Annotated in this window: 22 protein-coding genes; 18 read left to right on the top strand and 4 right to left on the bottom strand. The window is 36.7% G+C overall.

The annotated features are described in order from the left end of the window. Positions 1 to 51: 51 nt before the first annotated feature. The 4 genes from J3U91_RS07450 to J3U91_RS07435 all read left to right on the top strand — a co-directional run bounded on the left by J3U91_RS07450 (position 52) and on the right by J3U91_RS07435 (position 4,683). Positions 52 to 957, top strand: a complete 906-nt coding sequence (locus J3U91_RS07450; protein ID WP_002820821.1) for a S1C family serine protease — start codon at positions 52 to 54, stop codon at positions 955 to 957. Positions 958 to 1,261: 304 nt separating this feature from the next. Beyond that, positions 1,262 to 2,374, top strand: coding sequence for a COG3942 and LysM peptidoglycan-binding domain-containing protein (locus tag J3U91_RS07445; protein WP_002820818.1), 1,113 nt, complete (start codon positions 1,262 to 1,264; stop codon positions 2,372 to 2,374). Between the two features lie 65 nt (positions 2,375 to 2,439). After that, positions 2,440 to 3,687 (top strand): NlpC/P60 family protein, encoded by a 1,248-nt coding sequence (locus tag J3U91_RS07440; RefSeq protein WP_002820817.1) that lies wholly within the window; start codon positions 2,440 to 2,442, stop codon positions 3,685 to 3,687. Between the two features lie 3 nt (positions 3,688 to 3,690). After that, on the top strand, positions 3,691 to 4,683 hold the full coding sequence (locus J3U91_RS07435) for a tRNA dihydrouridine synthase (RefSeq protein WP_002820816.1): 993 nt from the start codon (positions 3,691 to 3,693) through the stop codon (positions 4,681 to 4,683). A gap of 39 nt (positions 4,684 to 4,722) precedes the next feature. On the opposite strand, the gene J3U91_RS07430 is transcribed toward J3U91_RS07435, so the two are convergent. From J3U91_RS07430 to J3U91_RS09950, 4 genes are read right to left on the bottom strand one after another with little or no spacing between them, the layout of a single operon-like run. Beyond that, on the bottom strand, positions 4,723 to 5,487 hold the full coding sequence (locus tag J3U91_RS07430) for an amino acid ABC transporter ATP-binding protein (RefSeq protein WP_002817324.1): 765 nt from the start codon (positions 5,485 to 5,487) through the stop codon (positions 4,723 to 4,725). Further along, a complete protein-coding gene (locus J3U91_RS07425; protein WP_002817325.1) occupies positions 5,480 to 6,175 on the bottom strand; it encodes an amino acid ABC transporter permease in 696 nt (231 codons plus the stop codon). The genes J3U91_RS07430 and J3U91_RS07425 overlap by 8 nt, the downstream gene beginning before the upstream one ends. Next, on the bottom strand, positions 6,175 to 6,564 hold the full coding sequence (locus J3U91_RS09955) for a type 2 periplasmic-binding domain-containing protein (RefSeq protein WP_004164913.1): 390 nt from the start codon (positions 6,562 to 6,564) through the stop codon (positions 6,175 to 6,177). Before J3U91_RS09955 ends, J3U91_RS07425 begins: the two co-directional genes overlap by 1 nt. Next, a complete protein-coding gene (locus J3U91_RS09950) occupies positions 6,552 to 7,028 on the bottom strand; it encodes a transporter substrate-binding domain-containing protein (RefSeq protein WP_004164912.1) in 477 nt (158 codons plus the stop codon). The genes J3U91_RS09955 and J3U91_RS09950 overlap by 13 nt, the downstream gene beginning before the upstream one ends. 69 nt (positions 7,029 to 7,097) lie before the next feature. Here J3U91_RS09950 and J3U91_RS07415 point away from each other — a divergent pair, with 69 nt between their 5' ends. The 14 genes from J3U91_RS07415 to J3U91_RS07350 all read left to right on the top strand — a co-directional run bounded on the left by J3U91_RS07415 (position 7,098) and on the right by J3U91_RS07350 (position 23,663). Then, positions 7,098 to 7,502: a Mini-ribonuclease 3 gene (locus J3U91_RS07415; RefSeq protein ID WP_002820815.1), complete on the top strand. Its 405-nt coding sequence runs from the start codon at positions 7,098 to 7,100 to the stop codon at positions 7,500 to 7,502. A 28-nt stretch (positions 7,503 to 7,530) separates the two neighbouring features. Then, positions 7,531 to 8,232 carry a 23S rRNA (guanosine(2251)-2'-O)-methyltransferase RlmB gene (rlmB, locus tag J3U91_RS07410; protein WP_002820814.1) on the top strand — a complete coding sequence of 234 codons (702 nt, stop codon included), beginning with the start codon at positions 7,531 to 7,533 and terminating at the stop codon, positions 8,230 to 8,232. Positions 8,233 to 8,547: 315 nt separating this feature from the next. Further along, entirely contained in the window at positions 8,548 to 8,949 is a 402-nt protein-coding gene (locus J3U91_RS07405; RefSeq protein WP_226489933.1) for a competence protein ComX, read from the top strand. Between the two features lie 244 nt (positions 8,950 to 9,193). After that, positions 9,194 to 9,883, top strand: a complete 690-nt coding sequence (locus J3U91_RS07400; protein ID WP_002820811.1) for a Crp/Fnr family transcriptional regulator — start codon at positions 9,194 to 9,196, stop codon at positions 9,881 to 9,883. 101 nt (positions 9,884 to 9,984) lie between these two features. Continuing rightward, entirely contained in the window at positions 9,985 to 11,232 is a 1,248-nt protein-coding gene (gene arcA / locus J3U91_RS07395; RefSeq protein ID WP_002820810.1) for an arginine deiminase, read from the top strand. Positions 11,233 to 11,248: 16 nt separating this feature from the next. Then, positions 11,249 to 12,304 (top strand): ornithine carbamoyltransferase, encoded by a 1,056-nt coding sequence (gene argF, locus J3U91_RS07390; protein ID WP_002820808.1) that lies wholly within the window; start codon positions 11,249 to 11,251, stop codon positions 12,302 to 12,304. Between the two features lie 109 nt (positions 12,305 to 12,413). Continuing rightward, on the top strand, positions 12,414 to 13,355 hold the full coding sequence (gene arcC, locus J3U91_RS07385) for a carbamate kinase (protein ID WP_002820807.1): 942 nt from the start codon (positions 12,414 to 12,416) through the stop codon (positions 13,353 to 13,355). 485 nt (positions 13,356 to 13,840) lie between these two features. Next, complete coding sequence (arcD, locus tag J3U91_RS07380) at positions 13,841 to 15,268, top strand: arginine-ornithine antiporter (protein WP_002820806.1); 1,428 nt, start codon at positions 13,841 to 13,843, stop codon at positions 15,266 to 15,268. 656 nt (positions 15,269 to 15,924) lie between these two features. Next, on the top strand, positions 15,925 to 17,358 hold the full coding sequence (arcD, locus tag J3U91_RS07375) for an arginine-ornithine antiporter (protein ID WP_002820805.1): 1,434 nt from the start codon (positions 15,925 to 15,927) through the stop codon (positions 17,356 to 17,358). 252 nt (positions 17,359 to 17,610) lie between these two features. Beyond that, positions 17,611 to 19,329: an arginine--tRNA ligase gene (argS, locus tag J3U91_RS07370; protein ID WP_002820804.1), complete on the top strand. Its 1,719-nt coding sequence runs from the start codon at positions 17,611 to 17,613 to the stop codon at positions 19,327 to 19,329. Positions 19,330 to 19,457: 128 nt separating this feature from the next. After that, on the top strand, positions 19,458 to 19,634 hold the full coding sequence (gene secE / locus J3U91_RS07365; protein WP_002816368.1) for a preprotein translocase subunit SecE: 177 nt from the start codon (positions 19,458 to 19,460) through the stop codon (positions 19,632 to 19,634). A gap of 71 nt (positions 19,635 to 19,705) precedes the next feature. Further along, the gene (gene nusG / locus J3U91_RS07360; protein ID WP_002816367.1) at positions 19,706 to 20,263 is read left to right on the top strand and encodes a transcription termination/antitermination protein NusG; all 558 of its coding nucleotides are present in this window, start codon (positions 19,706 to 19,708) and stop codon (positions 20,261 to 20,263) included. 309 nt (positions 20,264 to 20,572) lie between these two features. Then, the gene (gene gntK, locus J3U91_RS07355; RefSeq protein ID WP_002820803.1) at positions 20,573 to 22,129 is read left to right on the top strand and encodes a gluconokinase; all 1,557 of its coding nucleotides are present in this window, start codon (positions 20,573 to 20,575) and stop codon (positions 22,127 to 22,129) included. A gap of 34 nt (positions 22,130 to 22,163) precedes the next feature. Continuing rightward, complete coding sequence (locus tag J3U91_RS07350; RefSeq protein ID WP_002820802.1) at positions 22,164 to 23,663, top strand: gluconate:H+ symporter; 1,500 nt, start codon at positions 22,164 to 22,166, stop codon at positions 23,661 to 23,663. Positions 23,664 to 23,720 lie beyond the last annotated feature (57 nt).

Raw genomic sequence — 23,720 nt, 5'->3', positions numbered from 1 at the left:
TTGAAATAAATAGTTAACTTTAATTTTATTTTTAGAGATAATAATATAAGCATGAAAAATAAAGACCACATTTTCAAGTATTTTTTAATTGGGCTGTTGAGTGCCATCATCGGAGCGACGGTTGTTTTGGGTTGTTTTTATCTGTTTTATTTGGCACCGGCACAAAATAAAGCGGCGAAGAGCTCGTCAATTGCAGCCGGCATGACGAAAGTTGTCAATCTGACCGGGACTTCAAGCTCTCAAGCCACCAAAGCTTACAACAAAGTTAAGAATGCGGTTGTAACGGTAGAGAATTATCAGAAACCGTCTACCGAGGCCAGCGACTATTTTTTTGAATGGTTCGGCAGCCAGTCCGGTGGTAGCAGCAGTAGCAGCAGTTCTTCGACAGAGGATCAATTGGCGGCCGAAGGGACCGGATTGATTTACGAAACAGACGGGAACTATTCTTATATTGTTACGAATAATCACGTGATTAAAGGGGCTAACGAAATTGAAATAATTATGGCCAATGGTACTAAGGTCAAAGCAAAATTAATTGGGAAAAATGCGACTAAAGATATTGCTGTTTTAAGGATCAGTTCGGCAAGCGTCACGACAACGGGAACTTTTGTTAATTCCAGCAAAGTTCAGGCTGGTCAGCAGGTACTGGCAATCGGTTCTCCTTTGGGATCGGATTATGCCAGCTCATTAACTTCCGGAATTGTTTCGGCAACCAATCGGCAAATCGATGACAGCCCAATCAAATTGTCGGCTATTCAAACCGATGTTGCACTAAATCCCGGTAATTCGGGTGGCCCTTTGATTAACATGGCTGGTGAAGTTATCGGCATAAATTCGATGAAAATCAGTTCGACTGAGGACGGCAGCGAGGACGTCGAAGGAATGAGTTTTTCAATTCCTTCCAATACAGTGGTTGCAACGATTAAATCAATCATTAGTTCGGCTTCCGGGAATTAAGGGAAGTTTTTAAGAAATATATAAGATGGTTTAAACAGAAAAGTGCTTTTCAAATCAAATTCTTTTTTACAAAATTTCAATTAATGGAATAAAAAAAATCATTTAAAGCTTCGGTGAAGGCTGCTATAAAGGCTGTTATACCGGGCTTTTAATTTATTTATGTAATCTTTTTGTAACAATGTAAAATAACCTTAAAAAAGTATTAATTATGCTGTCAAGAAAGCCCCCTATTGTAGAAACCGTGCTTTAGAAATCCTTATAGATTTTTAAAAAATCGGATACTTTGCACGTTGGAGAATTATTAATGACTACAAAAACTGTTAAAAATGCGCTTCTTATTTCTACCGGTGCCGCTGCCGCTCTTGCGGTAGGTGCCGTTTCTGCAAATGCTGATACTGTTACCGTTAAGCAGGGTGACAGTGTCTGGGCCTTAGCTAAAGAGTACGATACGAGTGTTAGTGCGATCGCTAAGGCAAATAAATTATCAAATCCCGCTTTGATTTTAAGTGGTTCCAGCTTGAACATTCCTTCAAGCTCGTCTGCTGCTACAACTACTAGTGAGACAGCTTCTTCGGCTTCTACAACAGCTGCTACGAGTATTTCTGCTGAGAATGCTGATGGAACTGTTACGATTGCTTCCGGCGATACCCTTTACGGAATTGCCGAACGCTATGGTGTTTCTGTTTCAACTTTGATTGCCAATAACGATGGATCTACTTTTATCGTTGCTGGTCAGAAACTTTCTTTGAAAGCCACTACGACAACTAGTGCCGCTACAACCACAAGCAGTGCTGCAGCAACGACTGCTAGTCCTGCTGTCGCAACGACTACCTCATCGGCTGCTGTATCTTCAGCTGCTTCTTCTGTAGCTTCTAGCCAAGCACCTGTAGCGAGTTCTGCTACGAGTTCCGTAGCTACTAGCGCGCCAGCTTCGACTGCTTCTTCTGTAGCTTCAAGTTCTTATACTTCTCAAGCTTCAAGCAGTGCTACTTCATATTCGACTCGTCGCACATATCCAACTACATCGACATCTTCGAGTTCAAGTACCACTAGCAATAGCGGAGTTTCTTCCAATTATGCAACAACCTCTTCCAGTACTAACACATATACTTATGGCCAATGCACTTGGTATGTTAAGAATATGCTTTCATGGGTTCCAAATGGCCTAGGGAATGCTTATCAGTGGGCCTCTGCAGCTGCAGCCGAAGGTTATACTGTCAATAACACTCCAACTGTTGGTTCAGTTGTTGTTTTCCAAGCTGGTCAGGCATATGCCGGTAGCCTGGGTCACGTTGCTGTTGTTACTGCTGTTTATGGCGACGGATCTATCCGTATTTCTGAAGGGAACTACGCCGGTCTTGCAACAAACACTCGAACTGTTACATCTGCTTCAAGTTATCAATATATCCACGCGTAATAAATTAAATAAATTAGTTTTGGAAATTAAGACTCCGGTCTTTTTTTTTACGGTAAATTAGAGATATGCAATTTCGTAATTATTTTACAAATGAAAATAAATGGCTGTTTTCTCCAAATACTTCTATTGGCGAGGTTAGTCAGTTTTTTCCAGACATGAGAACATTTCAGTTTCAGGGCCGTTTTATTTCCGATGAATTGATTGATACGATCAGAGCACGCGAAAAACATTTTTCAACCGTTAAATCAGCTTTGGATGAGCTGACAAAACTGCTTTCAAAAAAAATGTTGGATGAAAAAAAATGGCGTCATAGTCGGGACCAGTATGCTGACAACAAGGCGCTTTTTGCTCTGAATATTGGTATTATTCCTTTTGAGAATGAGGACGGCAGTCGAGGTAGGAATTTAAGTTATACTTTCCAGATTTTTCGTAATCAGTCAATCATTGATTTGGTTAAACACGGTAAATGGCTTGATGATCAAGTGAGCGGTTTTGAGGAGATTAATTATTACTTTTCTCGAACCGACGACCTTCTTAATTTTCGTAATCTACAAACCGGTTTAGCTGGAAAGCCGTCCGATGTTTTTAAATTGGCTCAACCTTATATCGATGAGTTAAATAATCAGGAATTGATTATCAGAAAAATAGAGGCAGAAAAATCACCGAGTTTTTTGGCGGTTAGCTTGACGACTGACTTTGACAATTGGGAAAAGTCTGGCGCCGCTCAACTGGATAAAGTAAATGGATTTGATGTGCAGTCAAAAATTAGTGGTTTGTTTAATCACGTTTCCAATCAGACGCTGGCAACCCTTAAACACAAGGCCGATATCTTTAAAAATCTTCAACAGATCAAAAAAGACGATGCAAGATCCAGTTCTGATCAGTATCATTCTGTTCGTAAAGCACAAATAAAATTACCTAATAAATATATGACCAATCAACCAATCTCGGTCAAACGTACTATTTCTAATGCTTTATCTTTGATTGGAAAACCCTTTGTTTGGGGTGGCGATGATGAAAGAGGATTTGATATACCGGGATTTATCGAGTATTTACGGGCAATTTCCGGTCTGACAGCAATTGGTGATAAAGTTTATATTCAGGCTGCCAAATTGCGACAGGCCGGCAAATTAAAGGCGCGTATTTCACAAGCTTTGCCGGGAGACCTACTTTTTTGGGGCCAAAGAGGGGCTGAATTCCAGGTCGCCATGTATATTGGCGGTGGTCAATACATCGGTTTAAAGGGACCTGACAGTAAAGTTGCGATTCAGCCAATTTCTGGTTCCCCGGTTGCTTACGAGGCTATTTTTTAATCTATGATAAGTGAATTTTGGAAGTCAATTAAAGATGCGTCACAAAAAAAGGGAGAACCTTTTTTTAGTCTTGCACCAATGGAAGCCGTGACCGACAGTGTATTTCGGCGGGTTGTTTTTAAAGCAGCTCCTCCAGATCTTTTTTATACTGAATTTACAAATGCCATCAGTGTCACACATCCTAAAGCCAAGTTCTCGGTTATGGGCCGTTTATATGTTAAAAAGGACGAACAGAGGCCGATTGTTCAACTTTGGGGCAATCATGCGAGTGACTTTGCCAAAGCTGCTTTGTCGGTTAAAAACCAAGGTTTTAAGGCAATTGACATTAATATGGGTTGTCCAGATTCAACCGTAGTTAAAAATGGGGGAGGTTCCGATTTAATTCGTCACCGAAGTGCTGCTGCCGAAGTTATTCAAGCTTCCAAAGAAGCGGGACTGCCGATTTCGGCAAAAACCCGGCTTGGCTTCTCAAAAATCGATGAGATGTATGATTGGCTTCCTTGGCTTTTAAAACAGGATCTTCAAGTATTGACAGTTCATTTGCGCACACGAAAAGAGATGAGTAAAGTTCCGGCTCACTTCGAATTGATTGATGAAATAATTAAAATGCGGGATCAGATTGCTCCGGAAACTTTATTGCAAATCAATGGCGATATTAAAAATCGCAGTGAAGGAATTGAATTGGCAAAGAAACATCCGGGTATTGATGGAATCATGATCGGCCGCGGCGTTTTTGAAAATCCTTACTGCTTTGAAACGAAAGCGGCAACTCATTCACTGAATGATTGTCTGGATCTCTTTGAAATGCAGTTGGATCTTTACGATCAGTATGTTCAGGAAGTTGGCCTAAAACGTTTTGAGACTTTGAGACGTTTCTTCAAAATTTATATCCGTGGTATTCGAGATGCTGCCAAGTATCGTGATCTTTTAATTAATACCCATTCAACCGATGAGGCACGAAAGATTATCAATGAATTAAGAACGCTAAACAACTGAATTATCGTATTAAAAAAACCGCCGAAAGGCGGTTTTAATTTAAACGTTAACTTCAAGTAGTTTGCCCAAGAATTCTTGAGCTCGCGGATTATTCGGGTGTGAAAAGAATTGTTCGGGCTTTGCATCCTCCGCAATCTTTCCTTCGTCCAAAAACCAAACCCGATCAGCGACATTTTTTGCAAAACCCATTTCGTGGGTTACGACAACCATTGTCATTCCCTCAGCTGCCAGTTTCTGCATGACTTTTAAAACCTCGCCAACCATTTCCGGATCCAAGGCCGAAGTTGGTTCATCGAATAACATTACATCCGGATTCATGGCCAAAGCCCGCGCAATAGCGACACGTTGGGCCTGCCCACCTGAAAGAGATTTTGGAAAAGCAGAGATTTTTTCAGTCAAACCGACTTTTTCCAGCAGACTTTCAGTTTTTTTTCGGGCCTCCGATTCTTTCCACTTGCCTAGTTTTATCGGGGCAAGAGAGATATTCTGCTCGACGTTTAAATGTGGGAAAAGATTAAAGGATTGAAAAACCATTCCCATTTTTTCTCTGACCGAATCAAGCTGTTTGTCTTTTATTTTGGTAATATCCTGACCTTCGACTATTACCGATCCGGAAGTCGGCGTATCAAGCATATTTAGATTTCTGATTAAAGTCGACTTTCCGGTCCCGGAAGGGCCAATTAGGGTAATTACTTCTGAACGATTTATTTTGGCATCAATGTGATCGAGAACAAGGTTTTCATCGAATTTTTTCGTTAATCCCTTTAGTTCAATGATGATGTCTTCACTATTTTTTTTAGTCATGCTGCATCTTCCCTTCGAAATGTTTCATTATTCTGGTCAAACCGAAAGTTAGCACAAAATAGATTACTGCTGACAGAATCAAAGGAGCGACTGGTTCAAAGGTCACTGCTCTAATATTATTGATTTGGTACATGATATCAGGAGTTCCGATAACCAGTACGATCGATGACTCCTTGATTAGGGCAACGAATTCATTGCCTAAAGCCGGCCATATATTCTTTAAAGCCTGGGGAATAATTACGTAACGCATAGTCAATTTTTTCGGAAGACCAAGCGAGCGGGCCGCTTCAGTCTGGCCCTTGTCGATTGAATTGAAACCAGCCCGAATTGCTTCGGAAACATAGGCCGATGAGTTGATGGCAACAGCAATAATTCCTGCTGGAATCGTTGGGATATTGATTTCAATCGATGATCCGAAATTGCTAAGAATCGCTTGGAGAATCAATGGAACAGCATAGTAGACAAACATCAGTTGGACTATTAGCGGTGTCCCTCTGAGAATTTCGACATAGGTTGTAGCGATCACATTGACCACTCTTTTTTTGGACATGTGCATGATTGCAATAAACAGGCCGATAATCGAACCTAAAACAACAGCGCAAATGGATATGAGCAAAGTGACTTCGATTCCGGAAATAAGTTCGGAACGAAATTTCCAAAGGTTTACGTCTAAAATTATCGATTGCATTATTGGGCCTTTTTAACCTGTGTCCCGGCTTTTTTAATCCAAGATGCAAATGTCTTTGTTTTATTCAGCTTTTTAATAGTACTGTTGATTTTTGTTTTTAAGGTTTTTTGGTTTTTTGGAATGACAACCGACATTCCTTCTTCATCCTGAACGCCCTTTGGATAATCCGCATAGACATATTTCAGTCCGGAAACACTGTTGGCATAGGCTTGGCCAACACCACCTGAAAGAGCAATTGCGTCAATTTTGTTGGTTTTTAGAGCCAAAACCAAGTCATTTGTTGCCTGCATTTGACTGTATTGAGCTTTTTTACCTAATTTTGCCAGAGATTTCTTAACTAAATCTTTTTGCCGAGCAGCCGTTTGGACACCAACCTTTAAACCAGCCAAGTTTTTATAGGACTTGATTTTTTTGCTTCGTTGGACCGAATTACAAGGGTTTCTTTGGCGGTGTAGTATGGTACAGAAAAATCGACTTCTTTTTTACGTTCCGGCGTTGAGCCCATTCCGGCTATCAATATATCAACTTTGCCGGCTTTTTGAGCAACCAGCAGAGAGTCAAAAGACATGTTCTTAATTTGTAGTTTTACTCCAAGATTCTTGGCTATTTTTTTCGCCAAAGACATGTCGGCTCCAACTGGAGTCTGTTTTCCATCTTTTGAAATCAAGAATTCATACGGCGGGAAATCAGCAGATGTACCAACAATTAACTTTCCTTGGGCTTTAATCTTCGAGTACAGCACATCCTGCTTATTTCCCGCTGCTTGAACCTGATTTCCGGTTATCGCGAAAATAGCAATTACTGCAATTGCCGACACTAAACCACTAAAAAACTTACTTATCAATTTTTTCATTTTGAAACTTTCTCCTAAATAATTTATCCTTCACAGATTTTAAGTGAATTGCAAACTATAATATATAGCATGATTGAAGATGTCAAGACTTTTAATGGACTTTCTTTGGCTTTTATCGGGGATGCGGTTGATGAACTAAAAATTCGGACTTATTTGTTGTCGACGGGTTTGACGAAAGTTAACGATCTCCAGCGTCGTTCAAAAGAATTCGTTTCGGCAAAGGCTCATGCGAAACTCTTTTTTTTGATGGAAAAAGAAGGATTTTTAACCGAAGAGGAGAGCAATATTTTTAAGCGCGGCCGTAATTCTCACCCTCATACCAAAGCTAAAAACACCGATATTGCAACTTACCAAATATCGACTGGGGTGGAGGCTTTGCTGGGTTACCTTTATTTAAATAAAGAAAGCAGTCGTTTGAATGAAATTATTGATTGGATGATTGAGAAAGTTGAAAGTGGGCAGACGCGTGAGTGAAGAAATAGTTTATGGAGTCCATGCTTCGATGGAAGCTCTGGAAAATAATCAAACAATCAATAAGCTTTATTTAAGCAAGTCGTTGGCAAAAAATCGAGCTCAGCAATTTAGGCAGACAGCCGAAAAAAATAAAATTGTCGTTCAGGAAGTCGATAATCAACGCCTCGACGAATTGACAAATCACGGCAATCATCAAGGGATCGCTATTTCGATTGCCGCCTACGAATATGTCCCACTTGACGATATTTTAAATGGAATCAAAGGCCATGACCCTTTTCTGGTTATTTTGGACGAAATAGAGGACCCACATAACCTTGGTTCGATTTTGAGAACAGCAGATGCAACCGGCGTCGATGGAATAATTATTCCTAAAAGACGAGCCGTTCAATTGACCCAAGTGGTTGCCAAAACTTCAACTGGAGCGATTGAATATGTTCCGGTTGCGCGAGTGGTCAATATCAACAATACGATCGATAAATTAAAAAAAGCAAATTTTTGGATTTTTGGTACAGATATGAAAGGGGCAGACTATAATGATTGGAATGCTGATGGTCCGGTAGCAATTGTGATTGGTAATGAGGGAAAAGGAATTTCGGCTCAAACCAAAAAAAAAGTTGATCAAATGCTGACGATTCCAATGGTTGGTCATGTTCAATCATTGAATGCTAGTGTCGCAGCGGCTTTATTGATTTACCAGGGTTTTAACAGCCGTCGTTTAAAAAATAAATAAAGAATATTTGGTATATTTTATAAAATATTTTTTATCTTTAATCCATATTTATTTCAATTGAGTCAAATCGTTGATATATGTGGATTTTTTTATCTCAAAACAAATATTTGATATCTTTTAAATTTTAAGAACATATGTTCGCTATCTTTCGAAAATAAAGCACTATAAGCTGTTTGATAAATTAGTGGAGGAAATATGAGGGCCGAATCAGCTTTGAAAATGATTAAAAAAGGGGATCAATGGGTTATTTATTTCTGAATAGAAGAAACCGAAGGTTTCCTTAGAAAAATACATAATCGCTATTTAAAGAGTGTATTGGATTTTGACGAGTGGAAGAGCGAAGCCTTGGATGTACTAATGCGTTCGGTCGATAAGTATCAAAATAATTTCGACAGTAAATTTACCACTTACTATTTTTCGGCTTTGCAACATAAAGCAATGGATCTTTTAAGAAAGACTTATTCAAAAAAAGAACAAAGTAGACGCCAGCATCTTTCACTTGATAAGCTGGCAATTGATGGTTTTGATCCAGTTGGCCATAGTTGGAACCATGCACAAACAAAGCTGGATTTTGAAGATGCGATTAGCCAAACGAATTTTCATAGCTGCAAGCAGGAAAATATGGCCGTTCAGCACTTATTTGGCAATGCCGAACTATCTGAAAAATTGAGAAACAAACCAAGGCACATTCTTTGGATTATCGGCAAAAACGTTTGATTAATGAGACCTATAAATATTTTTATGGTTTAAAAAATGACAATGACACTGCCGCTTAAATCTGTTAAAACGCCTGCGACATAATTTATTATTTTAAGTAATTAAAGGAATTAAAAACTACTTCTTAAATTATTTTTTGTAATGCCAAAAAAGAACTAACATGATTATGTAAGCGTTCTTATTAGTAATTCATATACAGACAATTTCGTTTCTATGAATTAGAAAGGCTAGGCTGTTTCTTAAAATGCTTTTTGATCAAGTAGAATCTGATATATTATTAGAAATTCATGCATCAGAAATTTTTAAATCGCTAAGTAATGATCAATTTATTTTTTTGACAAAAAATATGAAGTATCGAACTGCAACCAAAAAACAGATTATTTTTGAACAAGGGGACACAGCATGGCGTCTTTTTTTTGTTATATCTGGTTTGGTTCAAGCCACTAGGATTGACGAGGATGGCCAAGAATATGTTAATTTAATTTCCGCACATAAATTATTCCCCCTTTATAGGCTGTTAGATAAAAATTTTTATTTTAATTATACAGTCGAAGCTATTACAAATATTTCTTTTGTGACTTTTCAAAGGAAAGATTTTGAACAGCTTTTACGTCAAAATAATGAATTTGCGTTAGGGATTCTTAAACATGTTAGCGAATCTATGAATCGTTATGAAAAGCAACTAAGTATTTCTCTTGAAACTAATGCATCCGAGCGTATTAGAAAAACAATTTCCTGGCTTTTTTGTGAATTAGGTAGATCGAATGGCCCTGAAAATGAATTTATTGTAATTCCTTATAAAATTCCGATATTTTTAATTGCCAAATTATCTGGTACTACTCGTGAAACAGCTAGCAGATTTATTAATGGTTATATAAATCATAATCATGATGGAGTGATTGTCACACATTTTCATTTTGAAAAAAAGATGTGATAAATATCACTTTTTTAGTGTTTATTTTAAATATAAGGGATTTCTTTTTTTATTCTAAGATAAAACTGTAGCTCAATGATAGTTACGGATTGGAGTAAAAAATGATGGATAAGAAAGTTCCAATTCATGTGTATTCTGAAATTGGAAAATTAGAAACTGTAATTCTCCATCGTCCAGGACATGAAATTGAGAATATAACACCAGATAGTATGCGACGTTTGTTATTTGATGATATTCCATACTTACCAGTTGCTCAACATGAGCACGATGTCTTTGCTGAAACATTGAAAAAAAATGGTGCAGAAGTTTTATACCTAGAAGATCTTGTAGTAAAAGCGCTTGATACCGGTGGCAGTGAGATCAAAGATCAATTTGTAAAACAAATGTTAACAGAATCTGGGTATGCTTCAGGCATAGTTCATGACGCTTTAAAAGAATATTTGCTAGATTTTGATACCAAATCTATGGTTAATAAAATTATTGAGGGTGTTCAAAAAAAGGAAGTTAATTTTGTACAAAAAGGCTTAGTTAGTCTTTCTGAAGAAAAGAATTATCAGTTCTTTTTGGACCCGATGCCGAATCTTTATTTTACACGTGATCCTCAGGCGTCAATTGGCGAAGGGCTTAGTATTAATCGCATGACATTTCAGGCTCGTCAGCGTGAATCATTGTTTATGCAAACAATTATTAATTATCATCCGCGTTTTGCAAACAAAAAGTTGCATGTGTGGCGCGACCGAAATCACTCTACTCACATTGAAGGTGGAGACGAACTTATTTTAAATGATCATGTACTTGCTATTGGAATTTCTCAAAGAACTCAGGCTGATGCTATTGAAGATATTGCACATAAGTTATTTAAAGATAGCAATTATGACACGATTATTACTGTTCTAATACCTCATAATCACGCTATGATGCATTTGGATACTGTTTTTACAATGATTAATTTAAACCAGTTTACAGTTCATCCAGGAATCATGGGAGCTGGTGGAAATATTCCAATTTTTGTTTTGCACAAGGATAAAGATAATCAAATAAGAATTGAAAATTATCATAATCTTGAAGCAGTTTTAAAAGACCAATTAAATCTTAGCGAACTCGATTTAATTCCCACCGGAAACGGAGATCCAATTGTCTCTGCTAGGGAGCAGTGGAATGATGGATCTAATACTTTAGCTATTGCGCCAGGTGTTGTTGTAACTTATGACAGGAACTATGTTTCGAATGCCACTTTAAAAAAACACGGGATAAAGGTTTTGGAAGTTCCTTCAAGTGAGTTGTCTCGTGGCCGTGGTGGCCCGCGTTGTATGACTATGCCAATTTATCGTGATGATATTAAAAAATAGGAAAGGCAAAAATTAAATGGAACAAAAGTTAGGAAATTTGGTAAAGAAAAATGTAGTTAATTCAGTTTTTCAAGGTAGAAGTTTGTTGGCTGAAAAAGATTTTACTCCTATGGAATTAGAATATTTGATAGATTTCGCATTACATTTGAAAGCTTTAAAAAAATTGGGAATATCTCATAGATACTTAGAAGGAAAAAATATAGCCTTGCTATTTGAAAAGACATCTACACGTACCCGCTCTGCCTTTACAACTGCCTCAATTGATTTGGGTGCTCATCCAGAATTTTTAGGCTCAAATGATATTCAACTTGGGAAAAAGGAATCGGTAGAAGATACAGCAAGGGTCCTTGGATCGATGTTTGATGGAATTGAATTTAGAGGATTCAAACAAAGTGTAGTTGATGATCTTGCAAGATATTCTGGTGTCCCAGTCTGGAATGGCTTAACTGATGAATGGCATCCGACTCAAATGTTAGCTGATTTTATGACAATCAAAGAAAACTTCGGTCATATTAAAAATATTAACTTATCTTATATGGGAGATGGACGAAATAACACAGCTAATTCTTTACTTATAACAGGGTCAATGCTTGGAGCTAATATTCGTATTGTTTCTCCAAAAGAATTACAGCCATCTGAAAAAACAACAGAACTAGCAAAAAAATTTGCTGAGAAATCTGGTTCAAGATTCTTAATTACAGATAATATCGATGAGGGTGTTTCTAAAACTAATGTTTTATATACGGATGTTTGGGTTTCGATGGGAGAAAGTGACTGGGAGGATCGAGTTAAATTATTGAAACCTTATCAGGTGAATATGGAGACAATAAGGAAAACTTCTACCCCTGATGATCAATTAATCTTTATGCATTGTTTACCTGCTTTTCATGATATTAATACTGATTATGGGCACGAAATTTTTGAGAAATATGGAATAAAAGAAATGGAAGTGACCGATGAGGTTTTTCGTTCTATATACGCTCGACAGTTTGAAGAAGCAGAAAATCGTATGCATAGTATTAAAGCTATCATGGCAGCTACTCTTGGAAATTTGTTTATTCCGCATGTTTAATTAATTTGAATATAGAAAATAATGATTGCGATAAAAAATAAAGCAAAAATTGGCATTCTCAATTAACTGTTTTTGTTAAGCAATAAAATTCAAAGGTGGATTATGATCTATGGCAAATAGAAAAATTGTGGTGGCGCTTGGTGGCAATGCTATCTTATCCAAAGATGCCTCAGCTGAAGCTCAACAGGCAGCTTTACGTGAAACAGCAAAATCGTTAGTCAGTCTGGTAAAAGAAAATGAAAAATTAATTATCACTCATGGAAATGGTCCTCAAGTCGGTAATTTGCTATTGCAACAAATGATTGGTAGCACAAAAAGTAATCCTGCAATGCCGATTGATACAGCTGTATCAATGACTGAAGGAAGTATAGGCTACTGGATGCAAAATGCCATGGATGACGTATTGGAAGACGAAGGAATTGATAAAAGTGCTGCAACCGTTGTCACACAAGTTGAGGTGGATGCAAATGATTCTGCTTTTCAAAATCCAAGTAAACCAATTGGTCCTTTCTACGAAAAGGAAGATATTAATAAAATAAGGGAATTACATCCCGAATATATCTACGTTGAGGATGCAGGTCGAGGTTACCGTAGAGTTGTTCCTTCACCTAAACCAGTTAATGTTAGAGAATATCAAGTCATTAATAGCTTAGTAGACAATAACGTGATTCCAATCTCTGTTGGTGGAGGAGGCGTTCCGGTCGTTAGAGAAGGAAATCATTTGATTGGGTGCGAAGCTGTAATTGATAAAGACTTTGCTTCTGAAAAATTGGCAGAACTTATTAAAGCTGATTTATTAATTATATTAACTGCTGTTGATAATGTTTATATTAATTTTAATAAGCCGGATCAAAAGAAATTGGAAAATGTAACCGTTGAAGAACTCGAAAATTATATTAATGAAAACCAATTCGCAAAGGGCAGCATGCTACCGAAAGTTCAAGCTGCAATTAATTTTGTGAATAATGGTTGTGGAGAGGCTGTGGTAACTTCGCTTAAAAATATTAATAACTTTTTGCAAAAAGGTTCAGGAACGATTATCACAAAGTAGCTTGTTTTCTATACATTTATTTTATATTGAAAATTTTTGCAATTGTTTGTTTAACGGAATATTTAATATACGTTTCGGTAAAACAAATTTTAGAAAATAAATACTTCCAAACCAGGATTTTAATTAAACAAGCGTTTAAATTTTCTTAGATGAATATGGATACAATTTTTAAATAAAACAAATTTTTAAATTATTAAGAATATTAAATATCTTTCTCAAATTTAGTAATGTTAGGAATTCAAGTTTTTTCTTATAAATATCAATACATAGATCGGGAACAAGGTTTTACTTCTCTAATTAAATAATGATTCCTCAATAATTCTGATTAATTCATATTTGGTAATCCCATTGGTTACTAAACTGTTATGACTTGTTTGTGTAATAGCTTAATTGCTTAATGAAATGTTGTTAATTTGCACTTGTAAACGATTTTATCCTTATTAGTCTATGTGAACTTAGTATTTAATGAAAAGAGGTGATTTTATATGAACAATTCAAAGGGCAAATTAAACCTAATAGAATTAATCGGTCTTGTGGTGGGCTCAATTATTGGTGGTGGAATTTTTAACTTAATGCATGATATGGCTGCTGGAGCTGGAGCTGGAGCCATAATTATTGGGTGGATAATTACCGCTATCGGAATGATTATGTTGGCATTTACATTCCAGAATTTGACAATGAAGCGGCCAGATCTTGATGCTGGAATTTATAGTTATGCGAAAGCTGGTTTTGGAAGTTATATGGGATTTGATTCAGCTTGGGCTTATTGGCTTTCTGCTTGGTTAGGAAATGTTGGTTATGCAACGCTTTTAATGAGTGCTGCAGCGTATTTTTTTCCAGTTTTTGGAAATGGACAAAATCTCGCTTCTATAGTTATGGCCTCGGTTATTCTTTGGGGATGCCATTTTATGATTTTGCATGGTGCAAAATCAGCATCATTTGTGAATACCATTATAACGATTGCAAAGTTAATTCCAATTTTTATCTTTACGGTCATCATGATTATATCTTTTAAAATGGGTATTTTCACGCATGGTTTCTGGTACACTCCAAATGGAAAATTTCAGTTTACAGACGTTATGAGCCAAGTTCGTTCAACGATGCTTGTTACGGTGTGGGTGTTTATTGGAATTGAAGGAGCTGTTGTTTTCTCAAGCAGAGCAAATCGTCGCAAAGATGTTGGCAGAGCAACTGTCTTAGGCATTATTATTGTTACTTTAATTTACATGCTAGTCACGTTGCTATCTTTAGGTGTTATGCGTCGTAGCGGTTTAGCTAATCTAAGCCAACCAGCAATGGCTTATCTATTAAAGAGCGTTGTTGGTTCTTGGGGAGCAATGATTGTTAATTTAGGATTAATTGTTTCGGTTGTAGGAGCCTGGCTTTCTTGGACCATGTTTGCCGGTCAATTACCATACGAAGCTGCGAAAAAGGGTTCATTTCCTAGACTCTTCGCAAAAGAAAATAAAAATGGTGCTCCAATAAATTCACTTATTTTTACGAATGTTTGTGTAGAACTTTTTATGTTTTCCTTTTTAATTACTGCTTCAGCTTATAATTTCTTTTACTCAATTTCTAGTGCTGGAATTTTAATTCCATATGCTTTTTCAGCATTTTATCAACTTAAATATTCGCTTAATGAAAATAAAGATGATCCAGGACGTAGCAGGAACGTCGTAATTGGAGTAATTGCCAGTATATATGCTTGTTGGCTTGTGTTTGCAGCTGGTGAAAATTATCTTCTTTTACTAATGCTTTTATTTGCAGCTGGAATTCCTGTTTATTGTTATCTACAGAAGCACGACAATCATACTAAAGTTTTTGGTCCTATTGAATTAGCTGTTGCGGGTTTGACAGTTCTAGCTGCCATCTATGCTATTTATGGTTTAATTGTTGGTTCGATTACTTTTTAATTTTGCTATAGATGTAAGCATTTTTTGAATGAAAATTATTATAATTAGATTTCATATTTGTTTAATCGTTTACTCAAAAATAATGATCATAATTAACTTGAAAATTTAATGTGTAGCATATTAATAACGAAGGAGTACTATAAATTTTTCAATTCTTTATTGTGTGTATTTGCTAGTGCAACTTTTATTGCTTTAATTGCATTTTGAAATTAAATACTCAACGAAGTTTGAACTTTTTTGTGCATATGATTATTTGAGGCAAAAAATAATTTAATGTGTTGTTTTTTCAACTAGCATGTTTTGAACAATCTAAATTATAAGATCATTAGAGTAGATGTATATACGTTGACATTTAGATATTTTTAAATTGATTTAACCTTTTAAATGGCTTTGGCCGAGTTCTATGTGGCCAAAGCCATTTACTGTAATCGAAAGTACTTTGCAAAAATTTTTAATTACATAATATAAATATTATGTAATATTCGTTATTACTTATAACTGTGGTTAGACTGAATTGAGAATCTTTATAGAATTATTAATTAGCTAAATCTTAGATTTCAATTTATAAATTAGTTGAGCAAATTAGTTTGTTGAAATTAAAAGTAATCTATTTACAAGGACAATTTTATTTGTAAGTAGGAAAAGAGCATTAATTTATGAAAAAAAGGACAAAAAAATCTGGAATTGGCTTAATTTCTTTAATTGCTATTGTTATAAATTCATCTATTGGAGCAGGTATTTTTGGTTTAATTTCTGGAATTGCAAGTTCTGCCTCTCCAGGAGCAGCACTTATAGCTTGGATGATCTGCGGTATCGGCATTCTAGGGCTTGTTCTCTCGATTAATAATTTGGTATTAAAGAAACCTAAATTGAATGGTATTTTCGTTTATGCTCAGGAAGGTTTTGGGCCATTCGCTGGTTTTATTTCTGGCTGGGGTTATTGGCTATCTTCTTGGCTAAGCAATATTGCTTTTGCTACGATGCTAATGTCAGCAACTGGGTTTTTCTTTCCAGTGTTTGGTAACGGACAGAACCTTCCTTCGGTTGTAGCTGCTTCTATTTTGTCGTGGGTTTTAACCGTTCTTGTAAATCGGGGAATTGAATCGGCTTCTTTTATAAACACATTTATCGCAATCTGCAAATTAATACCTATATTTATTTTTATTACTTTCTCCTTTATTCTTTTTAAATTTAATGTTTTTGATTCCGATTTTTGGAGTACGTTTAATAGCAACATTTCTTCTGGTTTTCATTTTGGTGATGTAGCAAATCAAATTAGAGGCTGTCTCATGGTTATCATGTGGGTCTTTGTGGGGATTGAAGGCGCTTCGGTGATGGCGAAACACGCTAAATCTAAGCGAGATGTCGGCCTCGCTACAGTACTCGGACTATCATGTTTGCTTGCAATTTATGTGCTTGTTTCAATTCTGCCTTATGGAATACTAAGCCAAGCTAAGCTTTCTCAATTGCGTAGCCCTTCTATGCAATATCTTTTTCAACGCATGGTTGGAAAATGGGGCGGAACTTTAATTGGTTTGGGAGTAGTCATATCGATTACAGGTTCGTGGTTGTCTTGGACAATGATTCCAGCTCAAACAATGAGCGATATGGCAAATGAAGGCTTGTTACCGAAAATTTTCGGAAGGACGAATAAACGTAACGCATCAACTTTTGCTTTATTCTCTACTGAGTGTTTATTTCAGTTGTTTCTTCTTACTCTCCTTGTAACAGACAAAGCTTATATTTTTGCATATTCGCTTTGTACTGTTGCAACGATTGTTACCTACGTTTTTGTAGCGGCTTATCAAATAAAATTTTCTTTATTGGACAAAGAGTTAAATAATAAGAGACAGTTTTTTTATGGAATTATTGCTTTTGTATTTCAAGTTAACGTAATCATTTTGGCTGGAATTCAGTATTTGTTATTGTGTCTAATCGCTTATATTCCTGGTATATATTGCTATGTTAGAGCAAGGAAAGAACAAGGGAAATACGGTTTTTCTAATAACGAAAAAAAAATTGCAACTCTAATTGTTTTTTTTGGTTTTGTGGCAATTGGATTATTAGCACTTGGATTTATTAAAACTTGAAAAAATAGAAAATAGAAATTTATAATTTTCTGAGACCAGGAAAATTATGAGGGATTGAAATTCTTTTACAAGGCTTATGCATAGACACCTATTAGTGGAAGCCAGTGCAAATCTCTACAGCACATAGCAAAACAGTATTGAATTGTTAAAGAATATTAATTATTAAATTTTTGTTTAATCAATATTATATTTTTACTTGAACTCTAATTTTTAAGGATTCCATTACTCTAGTCTTTGTATAATTAGGGTATTATGACTAACGAAGAAAAAATCGTGGATGAACTATCAATTGCAATTAAGGAATCAGGTTATGATTTACCGATGAATTTTAATTTAAAAAAATTGGTCGAGAAACCTAAGATGCTCAAAAATGGTGACTATGCTTTTCCGGTTTTTGGTTTATCTAAAATTTTTCATCTTTCTCCTGACCAAGTTGCTTTTTCTATTTATAACAGACTGAATAAAAGCGATACCAATTTTGAAAAAATTGAACATAATGGTGCATATATTAATTTCTTTTTGGACAGGAAAAGAGAGGCTTCAACACTAATATCAGACATTATTAACAACGATTCATATGGCAAAAATAATGCTGGAAATAAAAAAACTATTATTGTTGAATTATCTTCTCCAAACATTGCAAAGCCGATGTCAATGGGACATTTACGTTCGACAATGATCGGGGAATCGCTAAGCAGAATTGCTAATGAAAATGGTTATAAAACAATTAAAATTAATCACCTAGGGGATTGGGGAACTCAATTCGGTTTAATGATTGAAGCATATAAATTGTGGGGAAACAAAGATATCATTGAGCAGAATCCAGTTGATGAATTGGTCAAATTATATGTTCGCATAAATAAAGAAGCTGAGACTAATCCTGAATTGTCTGAGGCTGGACGATCTTGGTTTAAAAAACTTGAGGACGGGGATCCAGAAGCCAGAGAACTTTGGAAGTGGTTCAAAAATGTTTCGTTAAGAGAATTTAATAAAGTTTATCAACGCCTTGGGGTCACTTTTGATTCTATGAATGGCGAATCTTTTTATCAAGATAAGATGAGTGTGATAATTGATCTTCTTAAAAACAAAGGTATTTTAACAGAATCCCGGGGTGCACAAATTGTAGATTTACCGAGCTTATTGCCTGCTTATAATCTTCCGGTTTCAATCATTTTACGTTCGGATGGTGCTACTCAGTACGCTACCCGCGATCTTGCAACTGCATTTTATCGTCAAACTACTTATCATTTTGACAAATGTTTGTATGTGGTTGGTGCCGAACAAAAGGAATACTTTAAACAAATTAAAGCCATTTTGAAACTTGCTGGGTTCAATTGGTCAGACGATATGGAACACATATATTTTGGTTTAATTACTTTCAATGGTAAAAAAATGTCTACACGAAAGGGCAACGTAGTTAAGCTTGAACAAGTTTTAGATTCAGCTCATAAATTAGCAAAAAATCAGATTGCAGAAAAAAATCCTAATTTATCTAATTCCGATAAGGTCGCTGAACAAGTTGGTACTGGTGCAGTAATATTTAATGATTTAATGAACGATCGAACTCTGTCTATTGATTTTGATCTAGATCAAATAGTTAAATTTGAAGGGGATACTGGACCCTATGTTCAATATACTCATGTAAGGGCTGTTAGTATATTGCGTAAATCTAGCATAAAAATCGATATAAATGATGCAATAAAATTACTTGATAATGATTCTTGGGCTGTTGTTTCAAAACTCTCAGTTTATCCTGATATTGTCAAACGTGCTTGGATTTTGCGCGAACCATCTATTATTGCGAAGTATTTATTGAATTTAGCGCATGAATTTAATTCTTATTATTCTAAAGTTCATATTTTGGTAGAAGACAAACAATTGAGTTCACGCTTAGCTCTTGTTGATGCAGTTGCAATTGTTTTAAAAAAAGGTCTTGAATTGCTTGATGTACAAGCCCCTGATCAGATGTGAAATTATTTTTTTACGGTCTCTTATGTTTTTTTAATTTAGAGTGACTATGCTTTGTTGGAAAAATCATTATTTATGGTTTAAAAAATGACAATGACACTACCGCTTAAATCTGTTAAGATATTGGCAGTATGATTCGTTATATAAAAGGTACAATCGAAGAAATGAAAAATGTTACTTGGTTGAATGGCGATGAGACCAGCCGGGATACTAATTATGTCATTATTACTTCTTTATTCTTTTCGGGATTTTTGGCCTTGGTTGATTTATTAGTTGGTATTGGCATAAAGTTCTTGATGAATAAATAGAAATCAGTTATATTGAGTATAGAGAAACCGAGGGGGACCGCGGTTTTTATTTTGAACTAAAAGAGGTAATTATGGCTGAAGAAGAACCACAAAAAGATTGGTATGTTGTTCATACCTATTCAGGTTATGAAAATCGAGTTAAACAAAATTTGGAACAGCGTCGTGAATCGATGGGAATGACTGATTTTATTTTTCAAGTTATCGTGCCTGAAAATGAAAAGATCAAAACTGGCCCAAATGGCGAATTAAAAAAAGTTGTTGAAAATGATTTCCCTGGTTATGTTTTGGTGGAAATGGTAATGACCGATCAGTCCTGGTACGTTGTTCGTAATACTCCGGGAGTAACCGGATTTTTGGGCTCCCATGGTCAAGGGTCAAAACCAAATCCTGTTACAAAAGACGAAATTGATCGGATTATGCATCGAATGGGCTTGATTGAGCGCAAAGTCGATGATCTTAATGTTAAAGTCGGAGAAACTGTCTCGATTATCGGTGGCGCCATGAATGGCATGGAAGGTAAAATTACTGCCATTGATAGGGAAAAGCAAGAAGTCCAAGTACTTGTCGACATGTTTGGGCGTGAAACCGAAACAGAAGTTCCATTTAATGACATCGATAAAATATATTGATAGTATAATCAATTAAGGAAACCGTTTTCCTGCCAAAGGAAGAAATAATTTCAAATTACATAAAACTTCAGTCATCGACTTATAATCTTTGCTTGCAAGTTTTTATTTTGACGATTTTTCTTAAACTTGATTATGAAAATTTAACCAAAATATTTCCGAGTGAATCGCTACAATGGATTTCTTGTTTGATCGTCCTTTCGGAATCCGGTTTTCCTTTTAATAATTTGAATCTTTTTTAACTGCTTTGCGTCAATGAAAATAGTTTCAAATTTTTAATTTAGATTATTTTTGAAAAATTAGGAGGAAGATATGGATTACATGATTGGCGTCGACCTCGGAACAACTAGTACAAAGTCGGTACTATTTGATCTAAAGGGCCATATAATCGCCTCTTCGAGTAAGGGATATCCGCTTTATCGCGACAAACCGGATATGGCCGAAGAAGATCCGGTCGAAATTTTTGAAGCTTTGATTGATTCTCTCACGGATGTTGTTCGCGCTGGAAAATTAGAGAATGACGATAAGATTCTCGGCGTTTCTTTTAGTTCTGCAATGCATTCGCTGATTGCTTTTGATAAAGATTGGAAGCCGTTAACTCGCGTGATCACTTGGGCCGACGGACGAGCTTTTAAATATTCCGAACAATTAAAAGAAAGCGGCGTCGGCCAGGAAATATACAGCAAGACCGGCACGCCGATTCATCCAATGGCACCTTTGAGTAAACTTTTGTGGCTCAAAAACGAACAACAGGATATTTATAAAAAGTCCAAGCATTTCCTTGGCATCAAGGAATATATATTCCATCGTTTGTTTAAAACAAATAAAATGGATATCTCGATTGCTTCAGGAACCGGCCTTTTCAATATTTTCAATTTGGATTGGGATCAACAGGCCTTACAAATTACCGGACTGTCTAAAGATCAGTTGCCAACTCCGGTTGAACCTTATGAAATCGAACGTGGTATGAGCAAAGAATACGCTAAGGTGATCGGCATTCCGGTTGATACTCCATTTATCTATGGCGCTGGTGACGGTCCGTTATCAAATCTTGGCGTGAATGCTATTCAGCCAGGGGTTGCTGCCGTTACGATTGGTACTTCCGGTGCGATCAGGGTTGTTACAGACAAACCAAAAATAGATCCAAAAGGACGTACTTTTACTTACGCCCTTGATCGCAATCATTGGGTTGTCGGCGGTCCGGTTAACAATGGCGGTGATGTCTTTCGTTGGGCTCGCGACAATCTTTTTGATGCCGAAAAATCAACGGCTGCGCTTTTAGGTATCGATAGTTATGATTTATTGACTGAAATAGCTTCGAAAGTTCCGGCTGGTGCTGATGGTTTGCTTTTTCATCCTTATCTCGGTGGTGAAAGAGCACCGATTTGGGATGCCAATGCGCGCGGATCCTTTTTTGGCCTGACGCATTATCATACTCGTGCTCATATGGTACGGGCGGTCCTTGAAGGAATTATCTTCAATATTTATATGGTCGCCTTAGCCCTGGAAGAAGTAGTTGGCGAGTTGAAATCGGTTCAGGCAACTGGTGGATTCGCTCATTCGGCTTTATGGCGGCAAATGCTGGCCGACATTTTCGAACAATCCGTGACCGTTCCGCAGGAGATCGAATCCGGTGCTTTGGCAGCGACGGTTGTTGGACAAAAAGCTTTAGGCTTAACGGACAAAATTGAAAACATATCTGGCATGCTTGGCGGTGCTGAAACGTACAAACCAAATCCAGAAAATTACGAGACTTATCGTGAACTTACACCAATTTTTATTCGCTTGAGTCGTCAATTACAGACGGAATACGAAAACATTGCTAATTTCCAGCGTGAACATGTTCACATTAAACTAACGGAAAAGTAATCGTTTATTAATTTTTTTGGATTTTGGAGGAAATATGTCGTCACTTGCAGCTATTACTGTCGATCCGAAAACCGGCTTTTTTTCTTGGCTGGTTAACGGGTTTAATATTTGGCCTTTCCTGATTTTAGTTTTAGGAATCGCTTTACTTTTAACTTTGATTTTAAAATTTAAAATCAATACTTTTGTTACTTTGATCCTTGTTTCAATTATTGTTGCTTTCGCTTTGGGAATGAATCCGGCCGGGATTGCTGCGGCAATACAAAACGGAATTGGTGGAACCTTGGGCGAATTGGTTGTTGTCTTCGGATTTGGTTCTATGATCGGCCGCTTGGTTTCCGATTCCGGTGGTTCTTATCGAATTGCCAAAACTTTGATTGCTAAATTCGGACGGAAAAGGCTCCAATGGGCGGTTGCTTTTGCTTCGTTTATTATTGGAATTTCCCTGCTGTTTGAAGTTGGATTAGTTGTTTTGATTCCAATCGTCTTTACGATCGCCTTGGAAGCCGATGTTCCTTTGCTCTATTTGGGTATTCCAATGGCGACCGCCTTGTCGGCGGCCCAAGGCTTTCTGCCTCCTCAACCATCACCGACGGCGGTCAGCAATCTTCTTGGTGCCAACATGGGAATGGTCTTGATTTATGGAATTATCGTGGCAATTCCGGCGATGATTATCGCTGGTCCTGTGTTTACGAGAATAGCCCAAAAATATGTACCAAAAGCTTTTAAAATTACCAAGCATCTAGACGCTTTGGGAACAGTTAAGGAATTTAAATTAGAGGATACCCCGTCATTTGGAATTTCTATTTTGACTTCCTTGATGGCAGTTATCTTTATGGTTATTACAACAATTATTACGATGGTTGTTAATGGTGGAAAACAGGTTTACACCGGTACGATCGGTGATGCTGCATGGAAGGCAATGAGAACTGCGGACCAAAAAGGTTATCTGCTTCATCCAACAACTTTTCAGAAAATCATTGCTTTTCTTGGCAATCCTTTAATTGCGATGGTAATTGCTTTATTGTTTGCTCTTTGGTCAATGGGACCGCTTCAGGGGCGTTCGATTAAAGATGTTAATAATACATTAACCGATGCTATCAAATCGATTGCGAATTTGCTGATGGTTATTGGTGGTGGAGCTGCCTTTAAAGGTGTCCTGACTTCCGGTGGAATTTCAACCACAATTGCTCAGGCCTTTGCTCACTCGTCAATGTCGCCGATTCTGTTTGCCTGGTTGGTTGCTGTAATAATTCGTGTTTCAGTTGGTTCGGCGACTGTTGCCGGAATGACTTCAGCTGGTATTGTTGCTCCGATTGTAGCTTCGCAAACAGCTATTAACCCGGCATTTGTTGTTTTGGCTATCGGTGCCGGTTCGCTAGCTGCCAGCCATGTTAACGATGCTGGTTTCTGGATGTTCAAGGAATTCTTTGATTTGGATGTTAAAGAAACTTTGAAAACCTGGACTGTATTGGAGACTTTGATTTCCGTAGTTGGATTATTAATGGTTCTTTTGTTGTCGACGATTTTCCACTGATTATTGTTGATTAAATTATCAAGTCAGCGTATTATTAACTCTGCATGTTTTAAACGA

Source organism: Oenococcus oeni, assembly GCF_020510245.1.
Taxonomy (GTDB): Bacteria; Bacillota; Bacilli; order Lactobacillales; family Lactobacillaceae; genus Oenococcus; species Oenococcus oeni.
Note: the sequence above shows the minus strand (reverse complement) of the source record. Positions and strands in the feature narration are given on the sequence as shown.

What these genes read in the sequence shown, in the direction of transcription:
- J3U91_RS07450 (WP_002820821.1), top strand. Translation starts at nt 52, where the DNA reads ATGAAAAATAAAGACCACATTTTCAAGTATTTTTTAATTGGGCTGTTG.
- J3U91_RS07445 (WP_002820818.1), top strand. Translation starts at nt 1,262, where the DNA reads ATGACTACAAAAACTGTTAAAAATGCGCTTCTTATTTCTACCGGTGCC.
- J3U91_RS07440 (WP_002820817.1), top strand. Translation starts at nt 2,440, where the DNA reads ATGCAATTTCGTAATTATTTTACAAATGAAAATAAATGGCTGTTTTCT.
- J3U91_RS07435 (WP_002820816.1), top strand. Translation starts at nt 3,691, where the DNA reads ATGATAAGTGAATTTTGGAAGTCAATTAAAGATGCGTCACAAAAAAAG.
- J3U91_RS07430 (WP_002817324.1), bottom strand. Translation starts at nt 5,487, where the DNA reads ATGACTAAAAAAAATAGTGAAGACATCATCATTGAACTAAAGGGATTA.
- J3U91_RS07425 (WP_002817325.1), bottom strand. Translation starts at nt 6,175, where the DNA reads ATGCAATCGATAATTTTAGACGTAAACCTTTGGAAATTTCGTTCCGAA.
- J3U91_RS09950 (WP_004164912.1), bottom strand. Translation starts at nt 7,028, where the DNA reads ATGAAAAAATTGATAAGTAAGTTTTTTAGTGGTTTAGTGTCGGCAATT.
- J3U91_RS07415 (WP_002820815.1), top strand. Translation starts at nt 7,098, where the DNA reads ATGATTGAAGATGTCAAGACTTTTAATGGACTTTCTTTGGCTTTTATC.
- rlmB (WP_002820814.1), top strand. Translation starts at nt 7,531, where the DNA reads ATGGAAGCTCTGGAAAATAATCAAACAATCAATAAGCTTTATTTAAGC.
- J3U91_RS07400 (WP_002820811.1), top strand. Translation starts at nt 9,194, where the DNA reads ATGCTTTTTGATCAAGTAGAATCTGATATATTATTAGAAATTCATGCA.
- arcA (WP_002820810.1), top strand. Translation starts at nt 9,985, where the DNA reads ATGATGGATAAGAAAGTTCCAATTCATGTGTATTCTGAAATTGGAAAA.
- argF (WP_002820808.1), top strand. Translation starts at nt 11,249, where the DNA reads ATGGAACAAAAGTTAGGAAATTTGGTAAAGAAAAATGTAGTTAATTCA.
- arcC (WP_002820807.1), top strand. Translation starts at nt 12,414, where the DNA reads ATGGCAAATAGAAAAATTGTGGTGGCGCTTGGTGGCAATGCTATCTTA.
- arcD (WP_002820806.1), top strand. Translation starts at nt 13,841, where the DNA reads ATGAACAATTCAAAGGGCAAATTAAACCTAATAGAATTAATCGGTCTT.
- arcD (WP_002820805.1), top strand. Translation starts at nt 15,925, where the DNA reads ATGAAAAAAAGGACAAAAAAATCTGGAATTGGCTTAATTTCTTTAATT.
- argS (WP_002820804.1), top strand. Translation starts at nt 17,611, where the DNA reads ATGACTAACGAAGAAAAAATCGTGGATGAACTATCAATTGCAATTAAG.
- secE (WP_002816368.1), top strand. Translation starts at nt 19,458, where the DNA reads ATGATTCGTTATATAAAAGGTACAATCGAAGAAATGAAAAATGTTACT.
- nusG (WP_002816367.1), top strand. Translation starts at nt 19,706, where the DNA reads ATGGCTGAAGAAGAACCACAAAAAGATTGGTATGTTGTTCATACCTAT.
- gntK (WP_002820803.1), top strand. Translation starts at nt 20,573, where the DNA reads ATGGATTACATGATTGGCGTCGACCTCGGAACAACTAGTACAAAGTCG.
- J3U91_RS07350 (WP_002820802.1), top strand. Translation starts at nt 22,164, where the DNA reads ATGTCGTCACTTGCAGCTATTACTGTCGATCCGAAAACCGGCTTTTTT.